Origin of the sequence: Noviherbaspirillum sp., from assembly GCF_035627455.1 — a bacterium.
In the GTDB taxonomy this organism is placed as follows: domain Bacteria; phylum Pseudomonadota; class Gammaproteobacteria; order Burkholderiales; family Burkholderiaceae_D; genus Noviherbaspirillum.
The window spans coordinates 1-24,712 of sequence record NZ_DASPLS010000059.1 but is presented as its reverse complement, the minus strand read 5'-3'; the positions used below and the strand labels follow the sequence as shown (position 1 = coordinate 24,712).

At 63.3% G+C, this 24,712-nt stretch carries 24 protein-coding genes; 5 read left to right on the top strand and 19 right to left on the bottom strand.

The genetic code is table 11. The annotated features are described in order from the left end of the window. Positions 1-83: 83 nt before the first annotated feature. On the top strand, positions 84-932 hold the full coding sequence (ppsR, locus tag VEC01_RS10430; RefSeq protein ID WP_324900749.1) for a posphoenolpyruvate synthetase regulatory kinase/phosphorylase PpsR: 849 nt from the start codon (positions 84-86) through the stop codon (positions 930-932). A gap of 169 nt (positions 933-1,101) precedes the next feature. Continuing rightward, positions 1,102-1,461, top strand: a complete 360-nt coding sequence (locus VEC01_RS10425) for a hypothetical protein (protein WP_324900748.1) — start codon at positions 1,102-1,104, stop codon at positions 1,459-1,461. Between the two features lies 1 nt (position 1,462). Here the strand turns inward: VEC01_RS10425 and VEC01_RS10420 are convergent, their stop codons facing one another. The 16 genes from VEC01_RS10420 to rpsB all read right to left on the bottom strand — a co-directional run bounded on the left by VEC01_RS10420 (position 1,463) and on the right by rpsB (position 17,254). Further along, positions 1,463-2,257: an RNA methyltransferase gene (locus VEC01_RS10420; RefSeq protein WP_324900747.1), complete on the bottom strand. Its 795-nt coding sequence runs from the start codon at positions 2,255-2,257 to the stop codon at positions 1,463-1,465. Positions 2,258-2,266: 9 nt separating this feature from the next. Further along, positions 2,267-2,899, bottom strand: a complete 633-nt coding sequence (gene rnhB / locus VEC01_RS10415; RefSeq protein WP_324900746.1) for a ribonuclease HII — start codon at positions 2,897-2,899, stop codon at positions 2,267-2,269. Beyond that, positions 2,896-4,032, bottom strand: a complete 1,137-nt coding sequence (gene lpxB, locus VEC01_RS10410) for a lipid-A-disaccharide synthase (protein WP_324900871.1) — start codon at positions 4,030-4,032, stop codon at positions 2,896-2,898. The genes rnhB and lpxB overlap by 4 nt, the downstream gene beginning before the upstream one ends. A gap of 13 nt (positions 4,033-4,045) precedes the next feature. Next, on the bottom strand, positions 4,046-4,834 hold the full coding sequence (lpxA, locus tag VEC01_RS10405; RefSeq protein ID WP_324900745.1) for an acyl-ACP--UDP-N-acetylglucosamine O-acyltransferase: 789 nt from the start codon (positions 4,832-4,834) through the stop codon (positions 4,046-4,048). Continuing rightward, positions 4,834-5,304 carry a 3-hydroxyacyl-ACP dehydratase FabZ gene (gene fabZ, locus VEC01_RS10400; RefSeq protein ID WP_324900744.1) on the bottom strand — a complete coding sequence of 157 codons (471 nt, stop codon included), beginning with the start codon at positions 5,302-5,304 and terminating at the stop codon, positions 4,834-4,836. The genes lpxA and fabZ overlap by 1 nt, the downstream gene beginning before the upstream one ends. Further along, positions 5,304-6,353 (bottom strand): UDP-3-O-(3-hydroxymyristoyl)glucosamine N-acyltransferase, encoded by a 1,050-nt coding sequence (lpxD, locus tag VEC01_RS10395; protein WP_324900743.1) that lies wholly within the window; start codon positions 6,351-6,353, stop codon positions 5,304-5,306. The genes fabZ and lpxD overlap by 1 nt, the downstream gene beginning before the upstream one ends. 27 nt (positions 6,354-6,380) lie before the next feature. Further along, positions 6,381-6,860 carry an OmpH family outer membrane protein gene (locus VEC01_RS10390; RefSeq protein WP_324900870.1) on the bottom strand — a complete coding sequence of 160 codons (480 nt, stop codon included), beginning with the start codon at positions 6,858-6,860 and terminating at the stop codon, positions 6,381-6,383. Between the two features lie 371 nt (positions 6,861-7,231). Then, a complete protein-coding gene (gene bamA / locus VEC01_RS10385; protein ID WP_324900742.1) occupies positions 7,232-9,571 on the bottom strand; it encodes an outer membrane protein assembly factor BamA in 2,340 nt (779 codons plus the stop codon). 54 nt (positions 9,572-9,625) lie between these two features. After that, on the bottom strand, positions 9,626-10,981 hold the full coding sequence (rseP, locus tag VEC01_RS10380) for an RIP metalloprotease RseP (protein WP_324900741.1): 1,356 nt from the start codon (positions 10,979-10,981) through the stop codon (positions 9,626-9,628). A gap of 13 nt (positions 10,982-10,994) precedes the next feature. After that, complete coding sequence (gene ispC, locus VEC01_RS10375; RefSeq protein ID WP_324900740.1) at positions 10,995-12,161, bottom strand: 1-deoxy-D-xylulose-5-phosphate reductoisomerase; 1,167 nt, start codon at positions 12,159-12,161, stop codon at positions 10,995-10,997. Positions 12,162-12,175: 14 nt separating this feature from the next. After that, the gene (locus VEC01_RS10370) at positions 12,176-12,994 is read right to left on the bottom strand and encodes a phosphatidate cytidylyltransferase (protein WP_324900739.1); all 819 of its coding nucleotides are present in this window, start codon (positions 12,992-12,994) and stop codon (positions 12,176-12,178) included. Beyond that, positions 12,994-13,752: a polyprenyl diphosphate synthase gene (gene uppS / locus VEC01_RS10365; protein ID WP_324900738.1), complete on the bottom strand. Its 759-nt coding sequence runs from the start codon at positions 13,750-13,752 to the stop codon at positions 12,994-12,996. The genes VEC01_RS10370 and uppS overlap by 1 nt, the downstream gene beginning before the upstream one ends. 182 nt (positions 13,753-13,934) lie before the next feature. Further along, entirely contained in the window at positions 13,935-14,495 is a 561-nt protein-coding gene (gene frr, locus VEC01_RS10360; RefSeq protein ID WP_324900737.1) for a ribosome recycling factor, read from the bottom strand. A gap of 34 nt (positions 14,496-14,529) precedes the next feature. Continuing rightward, the gene (pyrH, locus tag VEC01_RS10355; protein WP_324900736.1) at positions 14,530-15,246 is read right to left on the bottom strand and encodes a UMP kinase; all 717 of its coding nucleotides are present in this window, start codon (positions 15,244-15,246) and stop codon (positions 14,530-14,532) included. A 247-nt stretch (positions 15,247-15,493) separates the two neighbouring features. Continuing rightward, positions 15,494-16,375, bottom strand: coding sequence for a translation elongation factor Ts (gene tsf / locus VEC01_RS10350; RefSeq protein ID WP_324900735.1), 882 nt, complete (start codon positions 16,373-16,375; stop codon positions 15,494-15,496). A 129-nt stretch (positions 16,376-16,504) separates the two neighbouring features. After that, positions 16,505-17,254: a 30S ribosomal protein S2 gene (gene rpsB, locus VEC01_RS10345; protein WP_324900734.1), complete on the bottom strand. Its 750-nt coding sequence runs from the start codon at positions 17,252-17,254 to the stop codon at positions 16,505-16,507. A gap of 251 nt (positions 17,255-17,505) precedes the next feature. Here rpsB and map point away from each other — a divergent pair, with 251 nt between their 5' ends. The 3 genes from map to VEC01_RS10330 are packed head-to-tail and all read left to right on the top strand — an operon-like array spanning position 17,506 to position 21,659. Further along, the gene (gene map / locus VEC01_RS10340) at positions 17,506-18,339 is read left to right on the top strand and encodes a type I methionyl aminopeptidase (RefSeq protein ID WP_324900733.1); all 834 of its coding nucleotides are present in this window, start codon (positions 17,506-17,508) and stop codon (positions 18,337-18,339) included. A gap of 2 nt (positions 18,340-18,341) precedes the next feature. Then, the gene (locus tag VEC01_RS10335; protein ID WP_324900732.1) at positions 18,342-20,894 is read left to right on the top strand and encodes a [protein-PII] uridylyltransferase; all 2,553 of its coding nucleotides are present in this window, start codon (positions 18,342-18,344) and stop codon (positions 20,892-20,894) included. A gap of 18 nt (positions 20,895-20,912) precedes the next feature. Beyond that, positions 20,913-21,659 carry a pseudouridine synthase gene (locus VEC01_RS10330; RefSeq protein ID WP_324900731.1) on the top strand — a complete coding sequence of 249 codons (747 nt, stop codon included), beginning with the start codon at positions 20,913-20,915 and terminating at the stop codon, positions 21,657-21,659. Positions 21,660-21,664: 5 nt separating this feature from the next. Here the strand turns inward: VEC01_RS10330 and kefC are convergent, their stop codons facing one another. The 3 genes from kefC to def all read right to left on the bottom strand — a co-directional run bounded on the left by kefC (position 21,665) and on the right by def (position 24,709). Continuing rightward, positions 21,665-23,464: a glutathione-regulated potassium-efflux system protein KefC gene (gene kefC / locus VEC01_RS10325; protein WP_414691440.1), complete on the bottom strand. Its 1,800-nt coding sequence runs from the start codon at positions 23,462-23,464 to the stop codon at positions 21,665-21,667. Between the two features lie 2 nt (positions 23,465-23,466). Further along, positions 23,467-24,075 (bottom strand): NAD(P)H-dependent oxidoreductase, encoded by a 609-nt coding sequence (locus VEC01_RS10320; RefSeq protein ID WP_324900729.1) that lies wholly within the window; start codon positions 24,073-24,075, stop codon positions 23,467-23,469. A 97-nt stretch (positions 24,076-24,172) separates the two neighbouring features. Next, positions 24,173-24,709 carry a peptide deformylase gene (def, locus tag VEC01_RS10315; protein ID WP_324900869.1) on the bottom strand — a complete coding sequence of 179 codons (537 nt, stop codon included), beginning with the start codon at positions 24,707-24,709 and terminating at the stop codon, positions 24,173-24,175. Positions 24,710-24,712 lie beyond the last annotated feature (3 nt).

Here is a 24,712-nt window from a genome sequence, read left to right as displayed (position 1 = left end):
AATTGAACGTCATTTTACAGTCTGCAACCGCAGCTTGCCGGACACAATTTAGAACTTTTCATGCTTTCTATTTGAACAACATTATGCCAGACTCGCCCGCCCACCTCCTGCCGCCCGCCGACCGCACCGTGTTTTTCGTTTCCGACGGCACAGGCATTACCGCGGAAACCTTCGGGCACTCGGTCCTGACGCAATTTGAATTGCGTTTCAAGCAAGTCCGCCTGCCCTTCATCGACACGCTGGACAAGGCGTACGAAGCAGTACGGGAAATCAACGCCGCCTGCGCGCGCGACGGCAAGCGGCCGATCGTGTTTTCGACGCTGGTGAAGTCCGACCTGTCTTCGGTGGTGCGCCAGTCCACCGGCATGCACATGGACCTGATCCAGACCTTCGTCGAACCGCTGGAGCAGGAACTCGGGGTGAAATCGACGCATACCGTCGGCCGCAGCCACAACATCGCGGATTCGGAGGACTACAAGAACCGCATCGAGGCAATCAACTTTTCGCTCGCCCATGACGACGGCCAGTCGGACCAGAACCTCGCCGCGGCAGATGTCATCCTGGTCGGGGTGTCACGCTCCGGCAAGACGCCGACCAGCCTTTACCTCGCGATGCAATACGGTATCAAGGCCGCCAACTATCCGCTGATCCCCGAGGATTTCGAGCGCGGCAAGCTGCCTGGCGGCCTGGTGCAGTTCAAGAAGAAGCTGTTCGGGCTGTCGATCGCCCCGGATCGCCTGGCCGAGGTGCGCAACGAGCGCCGGCCGGGGAGCAAATATGCCGCGCTGGAAAACTGCCGCTATGAAGTGAATGAAGCGGAAAAGATGATGCGCCGCGAGGGAATCCGGTGGATGTCCTCCACCGCGAAATCCATTGAAGAGATTGCAACGATGATCCTGCAGGAGATCAAGTCCGACAAACGGGCATATTGAATGAACCGCCGGCGCGGAGCCGGAGTCTGAACGCCGCGGGCACTCGTGCCGGCGGCGTTTTTTGTTGTCCTTTCGGCAGGCAAAAAATTATTGTTCCGGACTTACGCGAAACTTACATTCCGCCTCACGATCGCATATAAAGAGAGTAAAGACATCGGAGGAGATGGCCATGGATCTCGTGCTGCTGGAAATCGTCTTATGGGCCTGCCTGCTGTTTTTCTTCTGGGCGCTGAAAGAAGGTTTGAGTCAGGTGGAATCCGATATCGAGTCGCTAGGACTGGTAACCAATACCCGGAATGCGATGGCGGAAAAGGGCGGCCTCCGGTTCGACCAGCCGGAACGCGTCGAGGAACCGATCGGCACCTGGCGCGATGCATCGATTTATCGCTATGCGGTCATCCACGGCAGGACCTACCAGTTCGACCGCATCTGTCCGCCGGAATCGGGAATGAAGCTGGACCCGGATGAACGCTGCGTCGCACCGGGCATCGTGTATCAGGAATGCTCGCAGCAACTGCTGCCGCAGTGAATCAAGCCTTGGATCGGCGCCGCTGCCTGACCTGTTCGAACAGGCATACGGCGGCGCTGGCAGCCACGTTCAGGGACTCCATCTGCCCCAGGTGCGGAATCGCGACCGTATCCGTGGCGAGGTCCAGCAGATCCGCCGATACCCCCTGCCCTTCATGCCCGAACAGCCAGGCGACCGGCTGGTCGAGGTCCGCTTCGTAGACGGTCCGCGCCGCATGGGAGCTGGTGGCCAGCACCGGCACCCGAGCCGAACGCACGACCGCGGCCAGGTCCGCATTTTCCGCGATCGCGAGCACGAAATGCGCGCCCATGCCGGCGCGCAGCACCTTGGGCGACCAGGCGAACGCGGTGCCCTTGCTGCAGTAAACATGCCGGATGCCGGCCGCCGCCGCACTGCGCAGGATGGAGCCGAGGTTGCCCGGGTCCTGCAGGTTGTCAAGCAGTACCGCCGCATGTTTCAGCGCGGCAGGAACCGCGACCTGCGGCGTGTCCACGACGAACATCAGGCCAATCCCGTTTTCCACCTGGCTCACCGCCTGGTAGAGGGAGTCCGGCAGCGCAATGCATTGCACCCGCGCCGCCTCGCAGCGCTGCACCACCGCCTGCACCTCGGGATGCGCCATTGAGGTTTCGCTCGCCACGCAGAACGGCGGCATGCCGGCCTGGTCGAGATAGGCCTGGCACAGGTGCACGCCATCCAGCAGCGAGCGCCCTGCCTTGCGGCGCGCCTGGGAACTCGTCGCGAGCTGCTTCAGTTCCTTGTACAGCGGATTGTCCCGCGAAGTGATGGTTTTCATCCCGGTGCCTTACTTGGTGTGCGGCTGTGGCGCCGGCAGGTCCAGCAATTCCCGCACCGGCGCGTACGACTTGCGGTGCACCGGCGATACGCCGTGCAGGCGCAGGCGCTCGAGATGCAGCGCCGTCGGGTAGCCCTTGTGCTGGTCGAATGCGTAATGCGGATACTGCTGGTGCAACTGCATCAGCGCCGCATCGCGCGCAGTCTTCGCGAGGATCGACGCGGCCGATATCGCCGGCACCGTATCGTCCCCCTTCACGATCGCCTCGGAGCGGACCGGCATCACCGGGCAGCGGTTGCCGTCGATCAGGGCGAGCGTGGGCGCCGGATGCAATCCCTCCACTGCGCGCCGCATCGCGAGCATGGTCGCCTGCAGGATGTTAAGCGCATCGATTTCGAGTTCGGAACACTGCGCGACCGACCATGCGAGCGCACGCGCCTTGATCTGTTCCGCGAGTTCGTTGCGCCGCGCCTCGGTCAGTTTCTTCGAGTCGCGCAAGCCCTCGATCGGGCGCGCCGGGTCGAGGATCACCGCAGCCGCAAAGACCGCGCCGGCCAGCGGCCCGCGCCCTGCCTCGTCGACGCCGCAGATCAGTTCACCGTCGTGGGCGAACAGCGCGAGGCTGTCGTTGCGCCGGTTCATGCGGCCGCCTTCCTGCCGATCAGTTGCAATACCGCCTGTGCGCTTTCCCGGGCCGAGTCGCGCAGCAGGCTGTGGTGCATGTCGGTGAAGCGCTGATGCAGGCGCCGGCGCAGGGTGTCGTCATTCAGCTGGCTCCACAGCGCATCGGCCATTGCTTCGGGCGTGGCCGCGTCCTGCAGCAGTTCCGGCACCAGGAACTCGCGCGCAAGAATATTGGGCAGACCGACCCAGGGCTGATAGGCCATGCGCCGCATCACTTGCCATGAAGCACGCATCATCCTGTAGCCGATTACCATCGGCTTCTTGAACAGCGCGACTTCCAGCGTCGCGGTGCCCGACGCGACCAGCACGCTGTCGGCGGCAGCGATGGCTGTGTGCGACTGCCCGGAAAGCAGCTGCAGCGGCACATCGCCGAGCCCGGCCTGGGCCAGCAGTGCGGAAAAATAGGCGCGCTGCTTTTCCCCCGCCATCGGGACCACCACCCGCACCGACGGGTCGCGCTGCAGGATGCGCTGCGCCCCCTGGATGAAGGCGACGCTATTGTATTTCAGCTCCGACATGCGGCTGCCGGGCAGGACCGCGATCACCTTGGCCGCTGCAGGCAGGCCGAGCGCCGCGCGCGCGGCAGAGACGTCGGGTTCGAGCGGAATCACTTCCGCCAGAGGGTAGCCGACATAGGTCGCCGGGATGCCGGCCTTGCGGTAGATCTCTTCCTCGAACGGAAAGACCACGAGCATGTGCGACACCGCTTTCGCGATTTTCTTGATGCGTCCGGCGCGCCACGCCCAGATCGACGGGCTGATGAAATGCATGGTCGGGATGCCGGCCTGCCTGAGCTGGATCTCGAGGCCGAAGTTGAAGTCGGGCGCGTCGACGCCGATGAATGCCGCCGGCCTTTCCGCCAGCAGCATGTCGCACAACGCATTCTGGATGCCCTTGATCTCCCGGTAGTGCGCGAGGACTTCGAACAGCCCGCGCACCGACAGCTTTTCCATCGGCCAGTCGCTGTGAAAGCCGTACTCCGCCATTTTCGGGCCGCCGATGCCATGGATGCGCGCGTCCGGCAGCTGCGGCCGCAGGCCCGACAGCAAGCGGCTCGCCAGCAGGTCGCCGGAACTCTCACCGGCGACCATCGCGATGGAAAGCTCAGCGGACGATGCCACGGGTAGACGCGTCGAGGAATTCGCGCAGCCGGCGCAGGTGCGGCGCGGACGCGGGCGCGTCCGCCTCCGCCTGGGTGAGCGCGGATTTCGCCTCATCCAGCGTGAGGCCGGACTTGTAGAGCGTCTTGTAGGCATTGCGCAGATCGCCGATCTGCTCGCGCGTGAAGCCGCGCCGCTTCAGCCCTTCGATATTGATGCCGTACGCCGCGGACGGATTGCCGGATACCAGCACGAACGGCGGCACGTCCTGCGTCACGCTGGTGGTCATGCCGACGAAGGCATGCTCGCCGATCTGGCAGAACTGGTGGACCGCGGAAAAGCCGCTCATGATCACCCAGTCGCCCACATGCACGTGGCCGGCAAGGCTGGCGTTGTTCGAGAAAATCGTATTGTTCCCGACCACGCAGTCGTGCGCGATGTGCACATAGGCGAGCAGCCAGTTGTCGCTTCCGATGCGGGTCACGCCCGTGTCCTGCGCCGTTCCGCAGTTCAGCGTGCAGAATTCACGGATCAGGTTGCGGTCGCCGATCTCGAGCCTGGTCGGTTCGCCGCCGTACTTCTTGTCCTGCGGCGGTCCGCCGATCGACGCAAACTGGAAGATCTGGTTGTCGCTGCCGATCGTGGTATGGCCGCCGATGACCACGTGCGGACCGATCCTGGTGCCGGCGCCGATCTTCACGTTCGGCCCGATCACCGAATACGCGCCAACCTCGACCGAATCGTCGAGCGCCGCGCCCGGTTCAATGATCGCGGTTGGATGGATGAGTGTCATTACTGCCCCGCTGGCTGGCTCGCATCCGCCGCGCTGCGCATGGTGCACATCAGCTCCGCCTCGACAGCGACCTGGCCGTCGACGGTTGCCTGTGCCTTGTATTTCCAGATGCCGCGCGCGGTGCGCAGGATTTCCACTTGCATCTTGAGCTGGTCGCCCGGCTCCACCGGACGCTTGAAGCGCGCGCCGTCGATGCCGACAAAGTAGACCACGCTGTTGTGATCCGGTTTCTGACCCATGGTGAGGAAGGACAGCAAAGCGGCGGTCTGCGCCAATGCCTCGATCATCAGTACGCCCGGCATCACCGGCTTGTGCGGAAAATGGCCGTTGAAGAATTCTTCATTCACAGTCACGTTCTTGATCGCGGTAATGGTCTTGCCGGATTCCCATTCCAGCACGCGGTCGACGAGCAGCAGCGGGTAACGATGCGGGAGGTATTCTTTGATTTGATTGATATCGAGGGTTTTCATTACTTTTTTTCGGTGAGCGACTTGATAGTTTTTTCCAGCTCGCGGATTTTCTCACGCATCGTTCCCAAATTGCGCACGATGGCTGCAGATTTTTCCCATTCAGCATTCTTTGCCAGAGGATAGAAACCGGTGTACTGGCCGGGTTCCAGGATGGAGCGCGTCACCATGCTGCCGGACGAGACGTGCACGTTGTCGACGACGGTCAGGTGGCCGAGCACCATCGCGGCGCCGCCGAAGGTGCAGTACTTGCCGATCTTCGCGCTGCCGGCCACGCCGACGCAGCCGGCCATCGCGGTGTGCGCGCCGATCTGGCAGTTGTGCCCGATCTGGATCTGGTTGTCGAGCTTGACCCCGTCCTCGATGATGGTATCGGCGAGCGCGCCGCGGTCGACGGTGGTGTTGGCCCCGATTTCGACGTCGTCCCCGATCACCACGCGGCCGGTCTGCGGAATCTTGATGTAGACGCCGTTTTCACGGGCGAAGCCGAAGCCGTCGGCGCCGATCACCGCGCCGGAATGGATGATGCCGCGCTTGCCGATCTCGCAGCCGGCATGAAAGGCGACGTTGGCGAAGAAATGCGTGCCCTCCCCGACCCTCGCATTGCGGCCGATGAAGCAGCCGGCATCGATGACCGCGCCGGCCGCGATGGCGGCACCGGCTTCGACCGTGACGTTCGGCCCGATGGTCGCGCCCGCGTCGACCCGCGCCTCCGGATGCACGACGGCCGCCGGATGGATGCCCGGCCGGACCGGCTCCGCATACAGCTCGACGAAAAACTGCGCTGCGCGCGCAAAATAAGCATAGGGGTTGTCGGTGACGATGCGCGAGCCGCCGTACACGCCGGCCAGCGCCGCATCGTCCGCGGGTGACAGGATCAGCGCCGCCGCCTTCGTCTGCCCTGCCTGATTCCGGAATTTGGGATTCGAAAGAAAGGTGATGTGCGATGCGTCCGCGCTATCGAGCGGTGCGATGCCGGAGACTTCGGCTTCGGCATCGCCTGTCAGCTGGCCCCCCAAGCGTTCGACCAATTTTCCCAGCCGAGTGCGCATTCTGGACCTCTTTGAAACGTTGAATCTTTACTTGTTGAGCGCCTTGAGCACCTTGTCCGTGATATCGATTCGCGGGCTGGCGTAGACGGCTTCCTGGAACACGATGTCGTACTTTTCGCTTTCGGCGATCTGCTTGATCACCTTGTTGGTACGCTCCAGCACGACGGCGAGTTCTTCATTGCGGCGCTGGTTCAGGTCTTCGCGGAATTCGCGCTGCTTGCGCTGGAAGTCCTTGTCCAGGTCCGCCAGTTCGCGCTGGCGCTTCATGCGGTCAGATTCGGACAGGATCGCCGCATCCTTGTCGAGCTTGTCGGACATGGACTTCAGGCGGCTTGCCATGTCCTGCAGTTCCTTCTCGCGCCGGGAGAATTCCTGTTCTATCTTCGCCTGGGCCGCCTTGGCGGGCGCGGCTTCGCGGAAAATCCTCTCGGTGCTGACGAATCCGACTTTCGACTCTTGCGCATGGGCGCCGGCCAGCGGAAGCAATAATGCCGCGAGCAGGGTCATGCACTTGAGCGGCGTCGATGTTGTAATGAAGGACTTCAAGGTCGTTCTCCGCAGGTCAAATTACTATTATGCCATCCCTTGGAGAGTGTCATGAACTGGATTGGGGGTCGCACAGCCCGAGAACCGGCCGAATGCCAGGCGCGGGACTGGCCCGTGGTGGTTCCACGGGCCAGTCCCGCACCACCGCAGGCGGCCGGTTATCGGGGCTCCCCGGAGGGCTCGGTCGAGAAGGGACGCATTGCGGTGTAAGAGGGGGCGCCGAGCCCGCTTGCGCAGGCACCCAGCCTGCACGGCGCGCCGCGGGCGCCGCGCCCCCCGCACTGCATCCCTTCCCGACCGAACGCGACCCCCAATCCAGCTCATGACACTCTCTAGAAACCGGTACCGAGCTGGAACTGGAAGCTCTGCTTGCGATCGCCCTCCTTCGCGTTCAGCGGCACGCCGTAGCTCAGCTTCAGCGGTCCGATCGGCGACACCCAGCTGATGCCGGCGCCGACGGAATAACGCAGGTCGGACACCTTAAGCTTCTGGTCTTCGCCGAACACGTTGCCCGCGTCGAGGAAAGTGAACCAGCGCAGTGTACGGTCGTTGCCGGAGCCGGGGAACGGGAATTGCAGCTCGGCATTGGCGATGATGCGCGAGGTGCCGCCCAGCGGGTCGCCATTGCGCGCGCGCGGGCCGAGCGACGAACCCTCGAAACCGCGTACCGAGCCGATGCCGCCGGCATAGAAGTTCTTGAAGATCGGGTACGGCTTGCCGCCGAGACCGCCGCCATAATCGATTTCGCCGTTCAGCGCGAGAGTTACCGCGCGGAAGAACGGACGGAACCACTGGTGCTGATACATTGCCCGGTAGTACTTCAGGCTTCCGGCCGGCGCGATTTCGAGATTGACGCGCTGGTAGCGGCCGTTGGTCGGCACCAGCGCGCTGTCGCGGCTGTCGCGCTGCCATGCGGCGGTGAGCGGGAAGCCGGTGGTGGTGGCTTCCGTGCCGTTGCCGAAGTCGATCACATAGCGTTTGTACAGTTCCGGGCTGTCGTTGAATCCCGGGACGCCGGTATACGTCAGCACGTTCGTACGCTCGACGCCGATGCCGAAGAACACGGTATCGACTTCCGAGAACGGCACACCGAACTTGACGTTGGCGCCGGTGGTGCGTACCTGGTAATCGCCGGTATTGACTTCCGGCGGACGGGTCGTGCGCAGGAACAGTTCGTAACTGCGGCTGATGCCTTCGTCGGTGAAATACGGCGTGACCTGCGACAGTGCCAGCGTCTTGTTGCGGCGGCTGGTGTTGACGTCGACACCAAGCGTATTGCCGCTGCCGAAAGCGTTGGCCTGCTGGATCGAGCCGGTCAGGATGACTTTCTCGCTGCTCGAAAAGCCGGCGCCGAGCAGGATATTACCGGTCGGCTTTTCGGCGACGGTCATGTTCACGTCGACCTGGTCGGTGGTGCCCGGCACTTCCGGCGTCTCGATGCTGACTTCCTTGAAGTAACCGAGACGGTCGACGCGGTCGCGCGACAGCTTAATCCTTTCGCCGTCATACCAGGAATTCTCGAACTGGCGGAATTCGCGGCGGATCACTTCGTCGCGCGTCTTGGTGTTGCCGGCGATATTGATGCGGCGCACGTAGACACGCTTGCCGGGGTCGACCAGCACGGTGAAGCTGACTTCCTTCTTTTCGCGGTTGATCTCCGGGTTGGCATTGACGTTCGCGAACGCGTAACCGAAATTGCCGAGCCGCTCGGAAATCTTTTTCACGCTCTCAGCCAGCCTTTCGCCGGAGTAGACGTCGCCGCTCTTCAGTTCGATCAGCTGCTTCAGTTCTTCCTCGCGGCCGAGCATCTCGCCTTCCAGCCTGACGTCGCCGACGGTGAACTTCTCGCCCTCGCTGATGTTGATCGTGATGTAGATGTCCTTCTTGTCCGGCGTGATCGACACCTGCGTGGACTCCACCTGCATCTCGAGGTAACCGCGGTTCAGGTAATGGGAGCGCAGGGCTTCGATATCGCCGGTGAGCTTTTGCTTGGAATACTGGTCGGCCTTGGTGTACCAGGTGAACCAGCCGGGCGTGCGCAGGTTCAGCAGGCTGAGCAGTTCGCTGTCCGGGAACGCCTTGTTGCCGACGAAGTTGATCTGCTTGATGCGCGCGACCTCGCCTTCGTCGACGGCGAAGGTGATGTTGACGCGGTTGCGCTCCACCGGCGTCACCGTCGTGGTGATCTGCACGCCGTACAGGCCGCGCGACAGGTACTGGCGCTTCAGTTCCTGCTCGGCGCGGTCCACCAGCGCCTTGTCGAAAATGCGGGACTCGCCCAGGCCGATATCCTTGAGCGCCTTGGTCAGCGTGTCCTTGTCGAATTCCTTGGTGCCGGAAAAGTCGACCCCGGCGATCGCCGGACGCTCTTCCACGCTGACGACGAGCACCTCGCCCTCGACTTCGATCCGCACGTCCTTGAAGAAGCCGGTTGCGTACAGCGCCTTGATGGCAGCCGCGCCCTTTTCATCGGTATAGGTTTCGCCGACGCGCACCGGCAGGTAGCTGAATACCGTTCCTGCTTCGGTACGCTGGATTCCCTCTACCCGGATGTCCTTGACGACAAACGGATCGACCGCCAGCGCATGACCGGTGCACAACGCGAATGCGGCAGCTGCGAAAAGACGACGTGGGAAAAAAGGTTGAGGGAAACGCTCGGAATATAATTTCATCGGTTGTTTTATTATCAATATCCTTGCGTTCGCCAGCGGCAGAGCCGCAAGGACTCAGGACATGAGCCGTACGATGTCGTTGAAGACGGCAACCGCCATCAAGGTCATCAGGATGCCCACTCCCGCTCGCTGGGCCATTTCTCCGATCCGTTCGGGAATGGCCCGGCCGGTCAAAAGTTCCAGCGAATAATACAGTAAAAGCCCCCCATCTAAAACCGGTATGGGGAGCAGATTCATGACGCCCAGGCTGATGCTGATGAAGGCGATGAACGTCAGGTAGCTGATCATGCCGATGCGCGCGGTCTGCCCGGCGTAGTCGGCAATGGTGATCGGCCCGGTGATATTCTTCCACGACAGCTCGCCGACGATCATTCTACCAAGCATCTTCAGTGTCAGGACGCTGGTATCCCAGGTCTTGCGGACTGCCTTGCCGAGCGCGGCCAGCGGCGCCTCGCTTGCAACGATCATTTCCGGCGTGAGCGGGACTTCCGCCTTGATGCGGCCGATGGTCTGGTCGTTTTTCGTGACGGCTTCCGGCGTCACGCTGATGGTGAACGGCTGCCCGTCGCGCACGCCAGAGACCTGCAGCGTCTTGCCGGGCGAAGCGCGGACCAGTTCGACGAACGCAAGCCCGTCGACCAGCGGCCGGCCGTCGACTGCGCGGATGTCGTCGCCTTCCCGCAGGCCGGCCTGCATGGCCGGGCCGTCGGGCACGATCTTTCCGAGGACAGCCTTGGGACGGGCCAGGTCCAGGCCGAGCTTGGCAAGGAAATCGCCTTCCAGGTCGGAGGTCGACAGGCTGTCGAGCCGGACCGTGAGGAGGTCGTCGCGTCCCGGCGCGGCCGGATTCTCTATGCCGAGCGTCGCCGGAGTCTTGTCCACCGCGAGCTGCATCATCTTCCAGCGCAGGTCGGACCAGATGCGCACCGGCTCGCCGTTGACCGAGGTGATGAGTTCGCCGCCGCGCAGCCCCGCCTGATGGGCAGCCGTCTGTTCCGGCACTGCGCGCAGGCGGGTATTGGGTTCGGGAATGCCGTAGCTGTACAGGCCGGCGAACACCGCGATGGCGAGCAGGAAGTTGGCCAGCGGGCCTGCCGCGACGATCGCGATGCGCTTCAAGACAGGCTGCCGGGTGAATTCCCGCGCAAGGTCGGAGGCGGGCATGCTGCTCAGGTCCTGCTCGCGCGCATCGAGCATCTTGACATAGCCGCCCAGGGGAAGGATGGACAATGCCCACTCGGTCTGGTCGGGGCCGTAGCGCCGCGACCAGATGATCCTGCCCATGCCGACGGAAAAGCGCAGGACCTTGACCCCGCACCAGCGTGCCACCCAGTAGTGTCCGAGCTCATGCACGACGACGAGAACGGCGAGCGCCGCAAGGAAGGCAACCACGGTATGCAGCAGAGTCATGTTGTACCTGTCTTCAAATGGCGGACAGCGCGACCTCCCTGGCGCGACGGTCCTGTTCCAGAAGGGCGCCGATATCGGTGATATTGCCGTGGGGCAGCGCCTCCATGACGCGGGCGATCACACGGTCGATCGTCCGGAACCCGATTCTTCTGTCCAAGAATGCTTGGACAGCAACCTCATTTGCTGCGTTCAGTATAGCGGGGGCTGTACCGCCCGCCAACAACGCATCGTACGCCAGCTTTAGGCAGGGAAAACGCTGGAAATCCGGCTTGTGAAACGTCAGCTGGCCGATCTGCGTCAGGTCGACCGCGGCAACGCCGGATTCGATACGTTCCGGATAGGCCAGCGCATGCGCGATCGGGGTGCGCATGTCGGGATTGCCGAGCTGCGCCAGCACCGACCCGTCCACGTAAGACACCATCGAATGAATCATGCTCTGCGGATGGATCACGACCTCGATCTGCGCGGCGGCGGCGCCGAACAGCCAGTGCGCCTCGATCACCTCGAGGCCCTTGTTCATCATCGTCGCCGAATCGACGGAAATCTTGCGCCCCATCACCCAGTTCGGATGGGCCACCGCCTCTTCCGGCGTAACCGATTCCAGCGTCGCAACATCGCGTTTGAGGAAAGGTCCGCCGGATGCGGTCAGCAGCACCTTGGCGATCCCGTGCCTGGCGGGCTCGCGGCTGTAGGACGCAGGCATGCACTGGAAGATGGCATTGTGCTCGCTGTCGATGGGCAAAAGCGTGGCGCCGCTGGCCTGGACCGCTTCCATGAACAGGTTGCCGGACATGACCAGCGCTTCCTTGTTCGCCAGCAGCACCTTCTTGCCGGCGCGTGCCGCCGAGAGCGTCGGCGCGAGGCCGGCCGCGCCCACAATGGCGGCCATCACGGTGTCGCATGCCGGCGCGCCTGCCACCCGGCACAAGGCCTCTTCGCCGTACGCCACTTCGGTGCTGACGCCTTTTTCCTGCAGCATGGCGGACAAGGCCGCCGCGGCATCGGCCGAACCGACCACCGCAACCTCCGGCCGGAAACGCTCGCACTGCTCGGCCAGTTCCCTGACGCGGGCGTGCGCGGTCAGTGCATATACCTGGTACCGGTCGGGGTGCCGGCCCACCACGTCGAGCGTGGAAACGCCGATGGAACCGGTGGCGCCGAGAATCGTAATACGCTGCATTCAAACACCTAATATCAAAGCCACGCGCCGACCAGCACCGCAAACGGCAGGGTCGGGATCAACGCATCGATGCGGTCCAGGACGCCTCCGTGGCCGGGCAGCAGGTTGCTGCTGTCCTTCATGCCGGCGCGGCGCTTGAGTTGCGATTCGAACAAGTCGCCGACAATGCTCGCCGCGACCATCACCGTCATGACAAGCGCAAAGCCGGCCCAGCCCCAGCCGGCGAGCACGCGCGGCGCAAAGGTGTCGGCCAGCGCGGGATGCATCGCCGAGGCGGCCGCTAGCAGCAGCACCGCGATCCAGCCGCCGACCGCGCCTTCCCAGGACTTGCCGGGAGAAATCGAAGGCGCGAGCTTGCGCTGGCCGAATGCCTTGCCGGCAAAATACGCGCCGATGTCGGCAACCCAGACGATGGCCAGCACCGACAGCAGGTACAGCGGCGATTGTCCGAACAGCGCAACGATCGCCACGAAACAGCCGAGGATGGCGACGCCGTAAAAGCCATTGAGCAGCCGGTTGCCGAAACCATCCAGCGGCGGCAGGCCAACCGCGAGCGAAGGCGTCAGGCGGACGGCCCAGATCGCCATGCACAGCGCAAACAGCAGCGTGGCGCCCGACAGGTCGCCGCGGAAGACAATGAATCCGAATACCGCGGTCCAGACCACGGCGCCGAGCACCGGCTGGCTGTTCTTGAACAAGCGGAAGCATTCCCAGGCGGCGGCGCCGAAGAACGCCGCGCTCACCAGGGCAAAGAAGAGAAAGGATTCCGAATATAAGACTATGAGCAGGATCGCCAGCAACACCAACGCCGTGATGACGCGCGTCTTGAGCATCAGGACGCCTTCTTCTGTTCGATCAGCTGTTCGCTGGTACGGCCGAAACGGCGTTCGCGATGCTGATAGGAAGCGATCGCGCGATCCAGCTCGGCGCCATCGAAATCCGGCCAATAGGTCTCGGTGAAATAGAACTCGGTGTACGCCATCTGCCACAGCAGGAAGTTGGACACGCGCTCCTCGCCGCCGGTGCGGACGAACAGGTCGGGCTCGGGCGCGTAGGCCATCGACAGGTGCGCGGCCAGCTGGTCTTCCGAGAAATCCGCGGTGCCGGGGTTGGCGGTGACCATTTTGCGCACCGCCTGCATGATGTCCCAGCGGCCGCCGTAGTTGGCGCAAATGGTGAGTGTCAGCCGGGTATTGCCGGCGGTGCGGCGCTCGGCGGCTTGGATCAGCTCCTGCAGTTTCGGATCGAAACGGGAGAGATCGCCGACGACCTTCAGCCGGATGCCGTTGATGTGCAGCTTCGCGACTTCGCGCTCGAGCGCGATCACGAACAGGCGCATCAGCAGCGATACCTCGTCCGCGGGACGCCGCCAGTTTTCGGAGCTGAACGCGAACAGCGTCAGGTATTCGACGCCGCGCTCGACGCAGGCCTCGACGATCGTGCGCACGGCCTCGACGCCCTTCTTGTGGCCGGCCACACGTGGCATGTAACGCTTGGTCGCCCAGCGTCCGTTGCCGTCCATGATGATGGCAATGTGGCGGGGAACGGCCGACACCGCGGGGACCACTTTGGTTGAACTGAGATGGGTCATGAGAGGCCTGATGCGAAAAAAGGATTGTCGCTGGATCCCGGTCGTGCTGCGGACCGGGCACGTCTCATCGAAACACGCACCGGGGACAGGACTGTCGGAGCGGTCAACTCTGCTCCGTTGCGGCGCGGGCGGCAACTGCGGGTTTGCGCGCTCCGCCGCCGGGGGAGCGCGCCGCCGACCGGTCAGACGGTCAGCAGTTCCTTCTCTTTTTCTGCGATCAGCTTGTCGATTTCGGCGACAAACTTGTCGGTCAGCTTTTGCACGTCATCCTGGGCGCGGCGCTCGTCGTCTTCCGAGCACGCCTTGTCCTTCAGGAGCTTCTTCAGGGCTTCGTTGGCGTCGCGGCGGATGTTGCGCACCGCAACCTTCGCGTCCTCCCCTTCGCCCTTCACCATCTTCACGATTTCCTTGCGGCGCTCCTCGGTCAGCGCCGGCGTCGGCACGCGGATCATGTCGCCCTGCGTCGACGGATTCAGGCCGAGATCCGACTCGCGGATCGCTTTCTCGATCACGTTGACCATCTTCTTTTCCCAGGGCTGCACGCCGATGGTGCGGGCGTCCAGCAAGGTCACGTTGGCGACCTGGCTGATCTGGGTGGGGGTACCGTAATAATCGACCAGCACGTGGTCCAGGATGCCGACGTGCGCGCGCCCGGTGCGAACCTTCGCCAGGTCCGCCTTCAGCGTCTCGATCGATTTGTGCATCTTCTGCTCGGCGGTTTTCTTGACATCAACGACTGCCATTCTGCTCTCCTCTTCTGCAACGAGTACGACTCAGTTATACATGAACCAGCGTGCCTTCGTCCTCGCCCAGGATCACATTTTTCAATGCGCCCGGCTTGACGATGGAAAACACCTTGATCGGCAGCTTCTGGTCCCGGCACAGCGCGAACGCGGTTGCATCCATGACCTGCAGATGCTTGGAAATCGCCTCGTCGAAACTGATCGTCGCGTAGCGAACGGCATTGCGGTCCTTGTTCGGATCGGCGCTGTACACACCGTCGACTTTCGTCGCCTTCAACACAATCTCCGCACCGATCTCCGAGCCGCGCAGCGCGGCGGCGGTATCGGTCGTAAAGAACGGGTTGCCGGTACCCGCGGCAAAGATCACCACCTTGCCTTCTTCCAGGTACTGCAGCGCCTTCGGGCGCACATACGGCTCGACAACCTGCTCGATACTGATGGCGGACATCACGCGGGCGGTGATACCGGCCTGGCGCATGGCATCGGCCAGCGCCAGCGAATTCATCACCGTCGCCAGCATCCCCATGTAGTCGGCGGTTGCGCGGTCCATGCCCTGCGCACCCGGCGCGACGCCGCGGAAGATGTTGCCGCCGCCGATCACGATTGCCAGTTCCACTCCCAGCCTCGCCACTTCAGCCACGTCCGCCACCATACGCTCGATGGTTGCGCGGTTGATGCCGTACGCATCGTCGCCCATCAGCGCTTCACCGGAGAGTTTGAGGAGGACGCGCTTGTAAGCTGGTTTTGTCATGGGCAAAAACTCCAAATATTGTCCGATTTTCGGTCGGTCATTGGTTCGCGCCCGTCTTCATCACCTGAGCCCTCGTGAGGCTACAGATTAGATGAAAACCGGGATTTACGGTGCATTTCGATATTGATGAATCGTAAGAAAATGTCATCTGGCAATGACTTACCACGAATCATCAATATCGCGATGCCTTGCTGCCGGTGATTTCTGTTCACCTAGAAAAACGGGCCTTACGGCCCGCTTTTCTTTCTTACGCCTGCTTGGCGGCGGCGACCTGTGCGGCGACTTCCGCCGCAAAGTCGTCCTGCTTCTTCTCGATGCCTTCGCCGACGACGTACATCGTGAAGGACTTCACCGTCGTGTTGGCAGCCTTGAGCATCTGCTCGACGGTCTGCTTGTCGTTCTTCACGAACGGCTGGTTGAACAGCGAGACTTCCTTCAGGTACTTCTGGATCGAGCCTTCGACCATCTTGGCGACGATGTCGGCCGGCTTGCCGGATTCGGCAGCCTTCTGCGCAGCGATGGAACGCTCTTTCTCGATCAGGTCCGCCGGCACTTCATTGGACGACAGCGCCACCGGCTTCATCGCGGCCACGTGCATCGCGACATCCTTGCCGACCTGCTCGTCGGCGCCGTCGTACTCGACCAGCACGCCGATGCGGGTGCCGTGCAGGTAGGACACCAGCTTGGAGCCGGTTTCATAACGCTTGAAGCGGCGGATGGACATGTTTTCGCCGATCTTGCCGACCAGCGCGGCGCGCACTTCATCCAGGGTCTTGCCTTCGACTTGCAGCGCGGACAGCGCAGCGACGTCGGCCGGGTTCTTTTCCGCGACCAGCCTGGCGGCGGTGTTGGCCAGCGCGATGAATTCTTCGTTCTTGGTGACGAAGTCGGTTTCGCAGTTGACTTCGATGATGGCGCCGACGCCGCCGGAGATGAAGGTCGCGACCACGCCTTCGGCGGTGATGCGGGAAGCCGCCTTGGAAGCCTTGCTGCCCAGCTTCACGCGCAGGATCTCTTCCGCACGTGCCATGTCGCCGTCGGCTTCGGCCAGTGCCTTCTTGCATTCCATCATCGGCGCGTCGGTCTTCGCGCGCAGTTCGCCTACCATCGCTGCGGTAATTGCCGCCATGTCGTTTCTCCTAAATTCAATGGGCGTCCATTCGGACGCATTCAATCAAAATACGTTCAAGCCGGCTAAAAAAAAGGGGCGAACAGCTGTTGCCCCTTCTTTGAAGCCCGACACATCAGGCGCAGGCCTTTAAGCCTGCTCGCCAACCTCAACGAATTCGTCGCTGCCGCCCTTGACTGCTTCCAGCACGTCAGTGGTTGCATTGGCACGGCCTTCCAGGATCGCGTCTGCCACGCCGCGTGCGTACAGGGTGATCGCCTTGGAGGAGTCGTCGTTGCCCGGGATGACGTAGGTCACGCCTTCCGGGGAGTGGTTGGTATCGACCACGCCGATGACCGGAATGCCCAGCTTGCTGGCTTCGGTGATGGCGCCCTTGTGGTAGCCGACGTCGATCACGAAGATTGCGTCAGGGATGCCGCCCATGTCCTTGATGCCGCCGATGGACTTCTGCAGCTTTTCCATCTCGCGCTGGAACATCAGCGCTTCCTTCTTGCTCAGCTTCTCGACGGAACCGTCTTCGATCGCCGCTTCCATGTCCTTCAGGCGCTTGATCGAGGTCTTGATGGTCTTGAAGTTGGTCAGCATGCCGCCCAGCCAGCGCTGGTCGACATACGGCATGCCCGCGCGCTGGGCTTCAGCGGCGAGGATCTCGCGCGCCTGGCGCTTGGTGCCGACGAACAGGATGGTGCCGCGGTTGGCGGCGAGTTGGCGGATGTACTTCATCGCCTCCTGGTACATGCCCAGGGTCTTTTCCAGGTTGACGATGTGAATCTTGTTGCGATGACCGAAGATATACGGGGCCATCTTGGGGTTCCAGAAGCGGGTCTGGTGACCGAAATGGACACCGGCTTCCAGCATTTCGCGCATGGTAACGGACATTGAATTTCTCCAGGGTTGGGTCTGGAATCCGATCAGTCACCCTTGGTCTAACCCTTGGGCACCCTTTGGGACCGGATTCGCGATTTTAACGAAGTTTCACTTGAAGTCATTTCAAGCTAACCCGAGATTCTACCTTAGTTCCGGAGATTTATTCAAGACGAAAACCGACTGGGTCCGCGCGGACAGGCAGCGGCTCGTCTATAATCGCAAATTGATTACTTTTCACGCTTCCGGGCGTAGTTTGAGCTGCTATGGGTTCCATTTCAATCAAGACAGAAGACGATATCAAGGGCATGCGCATTGCCGGCCGCCTGGCCGCCGAGGTGCTCGACTTCATTGCGCCGCATGTGAAGGCCGGCGTCACCACCGCGGAGCTGGACCGTCTCTGTCATGACTACATGACCAATGTACAGGGCACCATTCCCGCGCCGCTGAACTATTGCCCGCCGGGTTACACCCCCTATCCGAAGGCGATCTGCACCTCGGTCAACGATGTCGTCTGCCACGGCATCCCGGGCGACAAGGTGCTCAAGAACGGCGATGTGCTCAACATCGACATCACGGTGATCAAGGACGGCTACCACGGCGATACCAGCCGCATGTACTACGTCGGCGAGCCGTCCATCCTTGCGAAAAGATTAACGGAAGTTACCTTCGAGTGCATGTGGCTCGGCATCTCCAAGGTCCGTCCCGGCGCCCATCTGGGCGATATCGGTTACGTGATCCAGCAGCACGCGGAAAAGGCCGGCTACAGCGTGGTCCGGGAATTCTGCGGCCACGGCATCGGCAAGGTGTTCCATGAAGAACCGCAGGTCCTGCACTATGGCCGTCCCGGCACGCTTGAAAAGCTGCTTCCCGGTATGATTTTCACGATCGAGCCGATGATCAATGCCGGTCGCCGCGAGATCCGCGAAATGGGCGACGGCTGGACCATCAAGACCAAGGACCGCAGCCTGTCGGCGCAATGGGAACACACGGTGCTGGTGACCGAGACCGGTTACGAAGTGCTGACCGTGTCCGGCGGCATGCCCCCTCCCCCGGCCTTCATCCAGCAGGCGGGCACGCCACAGGCGGCAACCGCATAGACATGGCGTCCCTTGCATTGACGCTCAAGGAGCAGCTGAGAACCGAGCGCCAGGCAGCGATTGCGGCATTCCAGGCAGACGGCAAACCGGAACAACTGCTGGCGCGCCTGCGGGTGAACGTCGATAACGCGCTCACGCAGGCATGGGGCAGCTTCGCGCTGCCGCAAAGCGCCGCGCTGGTGGCGGTCGGCGGTTACGGCCGCGGGGAGCTGTTTCCGCACTCCGACGTCGACGTGCTGATCCTGCTCGACGCGCCGCCCGACAACGCGATCAAGGGCAAGCTCGAGGAACTGGTCCAGCTGTTCTGGGACATCGGTCTGGAAATCGGCCACAGCATCCGCACCGTCGACGAATGCCTGGTCGAGTCGGCCGCCGACATCACCGTGCAGACCAGCCTGATCGAGAGCCGGCTGGTCACCGGCAACCGCAAGCTTTACCAGTTCCTGCGCGAGCGCCACACCGCCGCGATCAATCCGCAGGCGTTCTTCCAGGCCAAGACGCTGGAAATGCGCCAGCGCCACGTGAAATACGAGGACACGCCGTACAGCCTGGAGCCGAATTGCAAGGAAAGCCCCGGCGGGTTACGCGACCTGCAGGTGATCCTGTGGGTCGCCAAGGCCGCCGGCCTCGGCGATTCCTGGCGCAAGCTGGCCGAGCGCGGCCTGATCACGCCCACCGAAGCGCGCCAGCTCATGCAGAAGGAACGCGCATTCAAGGATATCCGTATCCGCCTGCATATCCATACCGGGCGGCGCGAAGACCGGCTGGTCTTCGACGTGCAGACGCCGATCGCGCAAACCTTCGGCTTCCAGACCACCGAGACGCGCCGCGCCAGCGAATACCTGATGCAGCGCTATTACTGGGCGGCAAAAGCGGTCACCCAGCTCAACACCATCCTGCTGCAGAACATCGAAGCCCAGCTGTTCCCGCAGCCGGGATCGCCGCAGCCGATCAACGAGCGCTTCAACGAAATCAACGGCCTGATCGATATCGCGCACGACGACACCTTCCAAGCGACGCCGTCGGCGATGCTCGAGGTGTTCCTGCTGATCGCGCAGCATTCCGAACTCAAGGGCATGACCGCGCGCACCTTGCGCGCGCTCTGGCACGCGCGCTTCAAGATCGATGCCAGGTTCCGCGCCGATCCCGCCAATCGCGCGCTGTTCCTGCAGATCCTCAAGGCGCCGCAAGGCATCACCCATGCGCTGCGCGGCATGAACCAGACGAGCGTGCTCGGGCGCTACCTGCCGAATTTCCGGCGCATCGTCGGCCAGATGCAGCACGACCTGTTCCATGTGTACACGGTCGACCAGCACATCCTGATGGTAGTGCGCAACGTGCGCCGCTTCACGATGACCGAGCATGCGCATGAATACCCGTTCTGCAGCCAGCTGATGGCCAATTTCGCCCAGCCCTGGCTGCTGTACATCGCCGCCCTCTTCCATGACATTGCGAAGGGGCGCGGCGGCGACCATTCGAAGCTGGGCATGGCGGATGCGCGCCGCTTCTGCAAGGAGCACGGGATGTCGCGCGAGGACACCGAGCTGATCGTGTTCCTGGTCGAGCATCACCTGTCGATGTCGCTGGTGGCGCAGAAGCAGGACCTGTCCGACCCCGACGTGATCCGAAACTTCGCCAACCTCGTCCAGGACGAGCGCCACCTGACCGCGCTGTACCTGTTGACGGTGGCGGATATCCGCGGCACCAGCCCGAAGGTGTGGAACGCGTGGAAGGGCAAGCTGCTCGAAGACCTGTACCGGATGACCCTGCGCGTGCTCGGCGGCGAGGATCCGTCCACCGAGCACGAGCTCAGGAACCGCCAGCAGGCGGCGCTCAAGACGCTGCGCCTGTACGGGCTGCCGGAAGGCGCGCACGAGCGCCTCTGGCAACAGCTCGACGTCGCCTACTTCCTGCGGCACGAGGCGGCCGACATCGCCTGGCAGACGCGCTCGCTGTACACCAAGACGGATAGCGACAAGCCGGTGGTGAAATGCCGCCTGGCGCCGATCGGGGAAGGCGTGCAGGTGGCGGTCTACGTGAAGGACCAGCCGGACCTGTTCGCGCGCATCTGCAGCTATTTCGACAGAAAGAACTTCAGCATCCTGGATGCGAAGATCCATACAACCAGGCACGGCTATGCGCTCGATACCTTCCTCGTGACCGAGCCCGCATTCGCGAACAACTACCGCGACATCATCAGCCTGATCGAACACGAGCTCACCGAGCTGCTGGAGTTGCGGGGCCCGCTGCCGCAGCCGACCAGGGGTCGGCTGTCGCGCCTGTCGCGCACCTTCCCGATCACCCCGACCGTCGACCTGCGGCCCGACGAACGCGGGCAGTACTACCTGCTTTCCGTCTCCGCCAACGACCGCAACGGCCTGCTGTACTCCATCGCCAACGTGCTCGCCAAGTACCGGGTGAACCTGCACACGGCGAAGATCATGACGCTCGGCGAGCGCGTCGAAGACGTGTTCCTGGTCGACGGCCCGGTACTGAGCAACGCACGCAGCCAGATCCAGTTTGAAACCGACCTGCTGGATGCCCTGCGCATCTAGATTTTTCCTGCATACACCATGACCGAACCTCTCCGCCTTTCCAAACGCATGTCCGAACTCGGCCTCTGCTCGCGCCGCGAAGCCGACGAATGGATCGAGCGCGGCTGGGTGCGGGTGGACGGCAAGGTGGTCTCCGAGCTGGGCAGCAAGGTGCTGCCGCACCAGCGCATCACGATCGAACGCCAGGCCAGCGCCGAGCAGGCGCGCCGCGTCACCATCCTGATCAACAAGCCGATGGGTTACGTGAGCGGCCAGGCGGAAGACGGTTACAAGCCGGCGGTGACGCTGGTCAGCGCGGCCAGCCGCTGGAAGGAAGACAAGGCGCCAACCCAGTTCCATCCCGCCCAGCTGCGCAGCCTGGTGCCGGCCGGCCGGCTCGACATCGACTCGGTCGGCCTGCTCGTGCTGACGCAGGACGGCCGCATCGCCAAGCAGCTGATCGGCGAAGACACTTCCATCGAGAAGGAATACCTGGTGCGGGTGCAGTACATGAAGCCGGGCAAGCTGCCGGATTCGGACCTGAAGCTGCTGAACCACGGCCTGTCGCTCGACGGCAAGAAGCTGCTGCCGGCAAAGGTGCGCTGGCAAAATGACGACCAGCTGAACTTCATCCTGCGCGAGGGCAAGAAGCGCCAGATCCGCCGCATGTGCGAGGCGGTCGGCCTGAAGGTGCTGGGCCTCAAGCGCGTGCGCATCGGCCAGGTCAAGCTGGGCGAGCTGCCGGTCGGGCAGTGGCGCTACCTGCGCCCGGACGAGAAGTTCTAGCGGCTTTACTGGTGCCAGTCGCCGTCGCGGTCGCGGGCGACGATTTCCGCATCCCTGGCGAACATCGCCGCCAGTTCCTCGCGCGCCTGCGCCGCCATCGAGATCATCTGCTGCTGGTCCTTGTAGTGCGGATACACCGTATGCAGTGTCTTCAGGTTGTGCGCGCGGAATTTCATCGCCGCCTGCCGCGCTTCGTAGGCGTCGAAGCCGAGCTGCTGCAGCGCGCGCCGCCCCAGCTGCAGCGCCGCTTCGAAGGTTTCCCTTTCGATCACCGTCACGCCGCGATCCATCAGGTCGTAGTAATGCGTGACGTTGCGCGCGCGCGCCAGCACCGGCAGCGCGGGAAATTCCGCCTTCACCGCATCGACCAGCGCCAGGCTTTCCTCGATCCCGTCCACCGCGACGATCAGCGCGCGCGCCTCGCCGGCACCGGCCGCGCGCAGCAGGTCGATGCGGGTTGCGTCCCCGTAATACACCTTGTAGCCGAACCTGCGCAGCAGGTCGATCTGGTCGGGGTCGTGATCCAGCACCGTCACGCCGACGCCGTTCGCATGCAGCAACCGGCCGACAATCTGGCCGAAGCGGCCGAAGCCGGCGATGATCACCGGTTCCTGCCGGCCGTCAATGGCGTCGGCGGAACGCTTCCCGGAAGCGCGGAAACGGGGCATGACCAGCTTGTCATGCAGCACGAGGAGCAAGGGCGTGGCAACCATCGACATCGCCACCACCACCATCAGCACCGACGACATTTCCGTGCTCAGCACGCCGCCGGCGGCCGCCGCGCCGAAAATCACGAACCCGAATTCGCCGCCCTGCGACAGCAGGACCGCGAACAGCGGCCGCTGCGCGGGAAGGATGGCGAAATACCGCGCCAGCAGGAACAGCAGTGCCGTCTTGATCACCAGGAACGTGCACAGCAGCGCGGCGATCAGCAGCGGATTCTTCAGCAGCACGCCGAAGTCGATCGACATGCCGATCGCAATGAAGAAGAGCCCGAGCAGCAGGCCCTTGAACGGCTCCAGGTCGGTCTCCAGCGCATGCCGGTATTCGGAATCCGCAAGCAGCACCCCGGCCAGGAAGGTCCCCAGCGCCATCGACATGCCGACCGATTGCATCAGCAGCCCGATGCCCACCACCAGCAGCAATGCGAATGCGGTGAACACTTCCCGGATCCCGGTTTTCGCGATTGCCCGCATGATCGGCCGCGTCAGGGTGCGGCCGACGACCACCAGCGCAATGATGACCGCGGCGGCCTGCAGCGCGCCAAGCCAGCCGGCGTTGCCGCCGCCGCCCGCGCCACCCAGCAGCGGAACGATCGCGATCATCGGTATGGCGGCGATGTCCTGGAACAGCAGGATGGAAAACCCGGCGGAGCCGGCGGCGGTCGGCAGCAGGTGACGTTCCTCGAGCGTCGCCAGCGCGATGGCGGTGGAGGAAAGCGACAGCCCGAGCGAAGCGATCAGAGCCGGCTTCCAGTCCACCCCGAATGCCAGCGCGGCGCCAAACAGCAAGGCGGTCGTCGCGCCGACCTGGGCACTGCCCCAGCCGAAGATCGAGCGGCGCAACGCCCACAGCTTTTTCGGATCCAGTTCGAGGCCGATCAGGAACAGCAGCAGCACCACGCCGAATTCCGAAAAGTGCAGGATTTCCTCGACACCGCTGATCAGGCGCAGGCCCCAGGGGCCGATCACGATACCCGCCACCAGGTAGCCCAGCACCGCGCCCAGCCCGAAGCGCCGCGCCAGCGGCACCGCGATCACCGCCGCGGCAAGATAGACCAGCGCATTGAACAGCATGCCGTGCATCATCACGACTCCCGGCAATGCTGGCGGTCGGCCGCTTCCGGCGGGTACGGGGCGGCGGGAAGCTGTTCGGCCCAGCCCGGATAGGACGCGAGCATGCGCGCGTAAGACGCTGCATGCTGCTCCAGCATGTCATCGTCCACGCGCCGCGCGCCATGCAGGATCAGCGGCGGCAGCCAGCGCATGCCGCAGAACAGGACGGTCTGCTCGATGGGCGGCAGAAAATCGGAAAAAGGCCGGTGGTGATACCCGTCGGGCGCATAGGACGACTGCGTGCCGCCGGTGGTCGCCACCAGCCAGAAATCCTTGCTCCTCAGCGCATCGCCGCCGCGCCCGTATGCCCAGCCGTGTTCCAGCACCGTGTCCACCCACTCTTTCAGCAGCGCTGGCATGCTGTACCACTGCACCGGGAACTGGAAGACGATCAGGCTGCTTTCTTCCAGAAGACGCTGTTCATGCGCCACATCGATGTGGAAATCAGGATAGGTTTCATACAGGTCGTGCACCTGCACATTGTCAACCGCGCGCGCCGCCTCGAGCAGGCGGCGGTTGCCGCGCGAATGGCGGTGGCCGGGATGCGCGTACAGCAGCAGGATGCGTGGCTTCGAAGACATGATGGGCGGCATATTCCTGAGCGATACCGCGCTCCGGCGGTGTTACCAGCAACAATACCAGCAAGCCGCCGCTGCTGCTGCGGCAGCCGTTTCGCGTTCAGTCGTCGGCGCTGTCGATGAGGCCAGGAAACAGCACGTCGACGAAGCCGAAGCGGGAAAAATCCTTGATGCGCATCGGATAGAGAATGCCGGAAAGATGGTCGCATTCATGCTGCACGACCCGCGCGTGGAAACCTTCGGCCTCGCGCACCACGGGCTTGCCGTACTGGTCCATCCCCTCGTAGCGCAGCCGGCTCCAGCGCGGCACGACGCCGCGCATGCCCGGCACCGACAGGCAGCCTTCCCAGCCCTCCTCGGTTTCCGCGGACAGCGGCGTCAGGATCGGGTTGACCAGGATCGTTTCCGGCACCGGCTCCGCGTCCGGATAGCGCGGGTTGTGCTTGAAGCCGAAGATCACGACCTGCAGGTTGACGCCGATTTGCGGCGCGGCCAGGCCGGCGCCGTTGGCCGCGCGCATCGTGTCGAACATGTCCTCGACCAGCGCATGCAGCCCCGGCGTGTCGAACTGCGTCACCGGCTCCGCCTGCCGCAGCAGGCGCGGGTCGCCCATTTTCAGGATGTCACGAACGCTCATTTC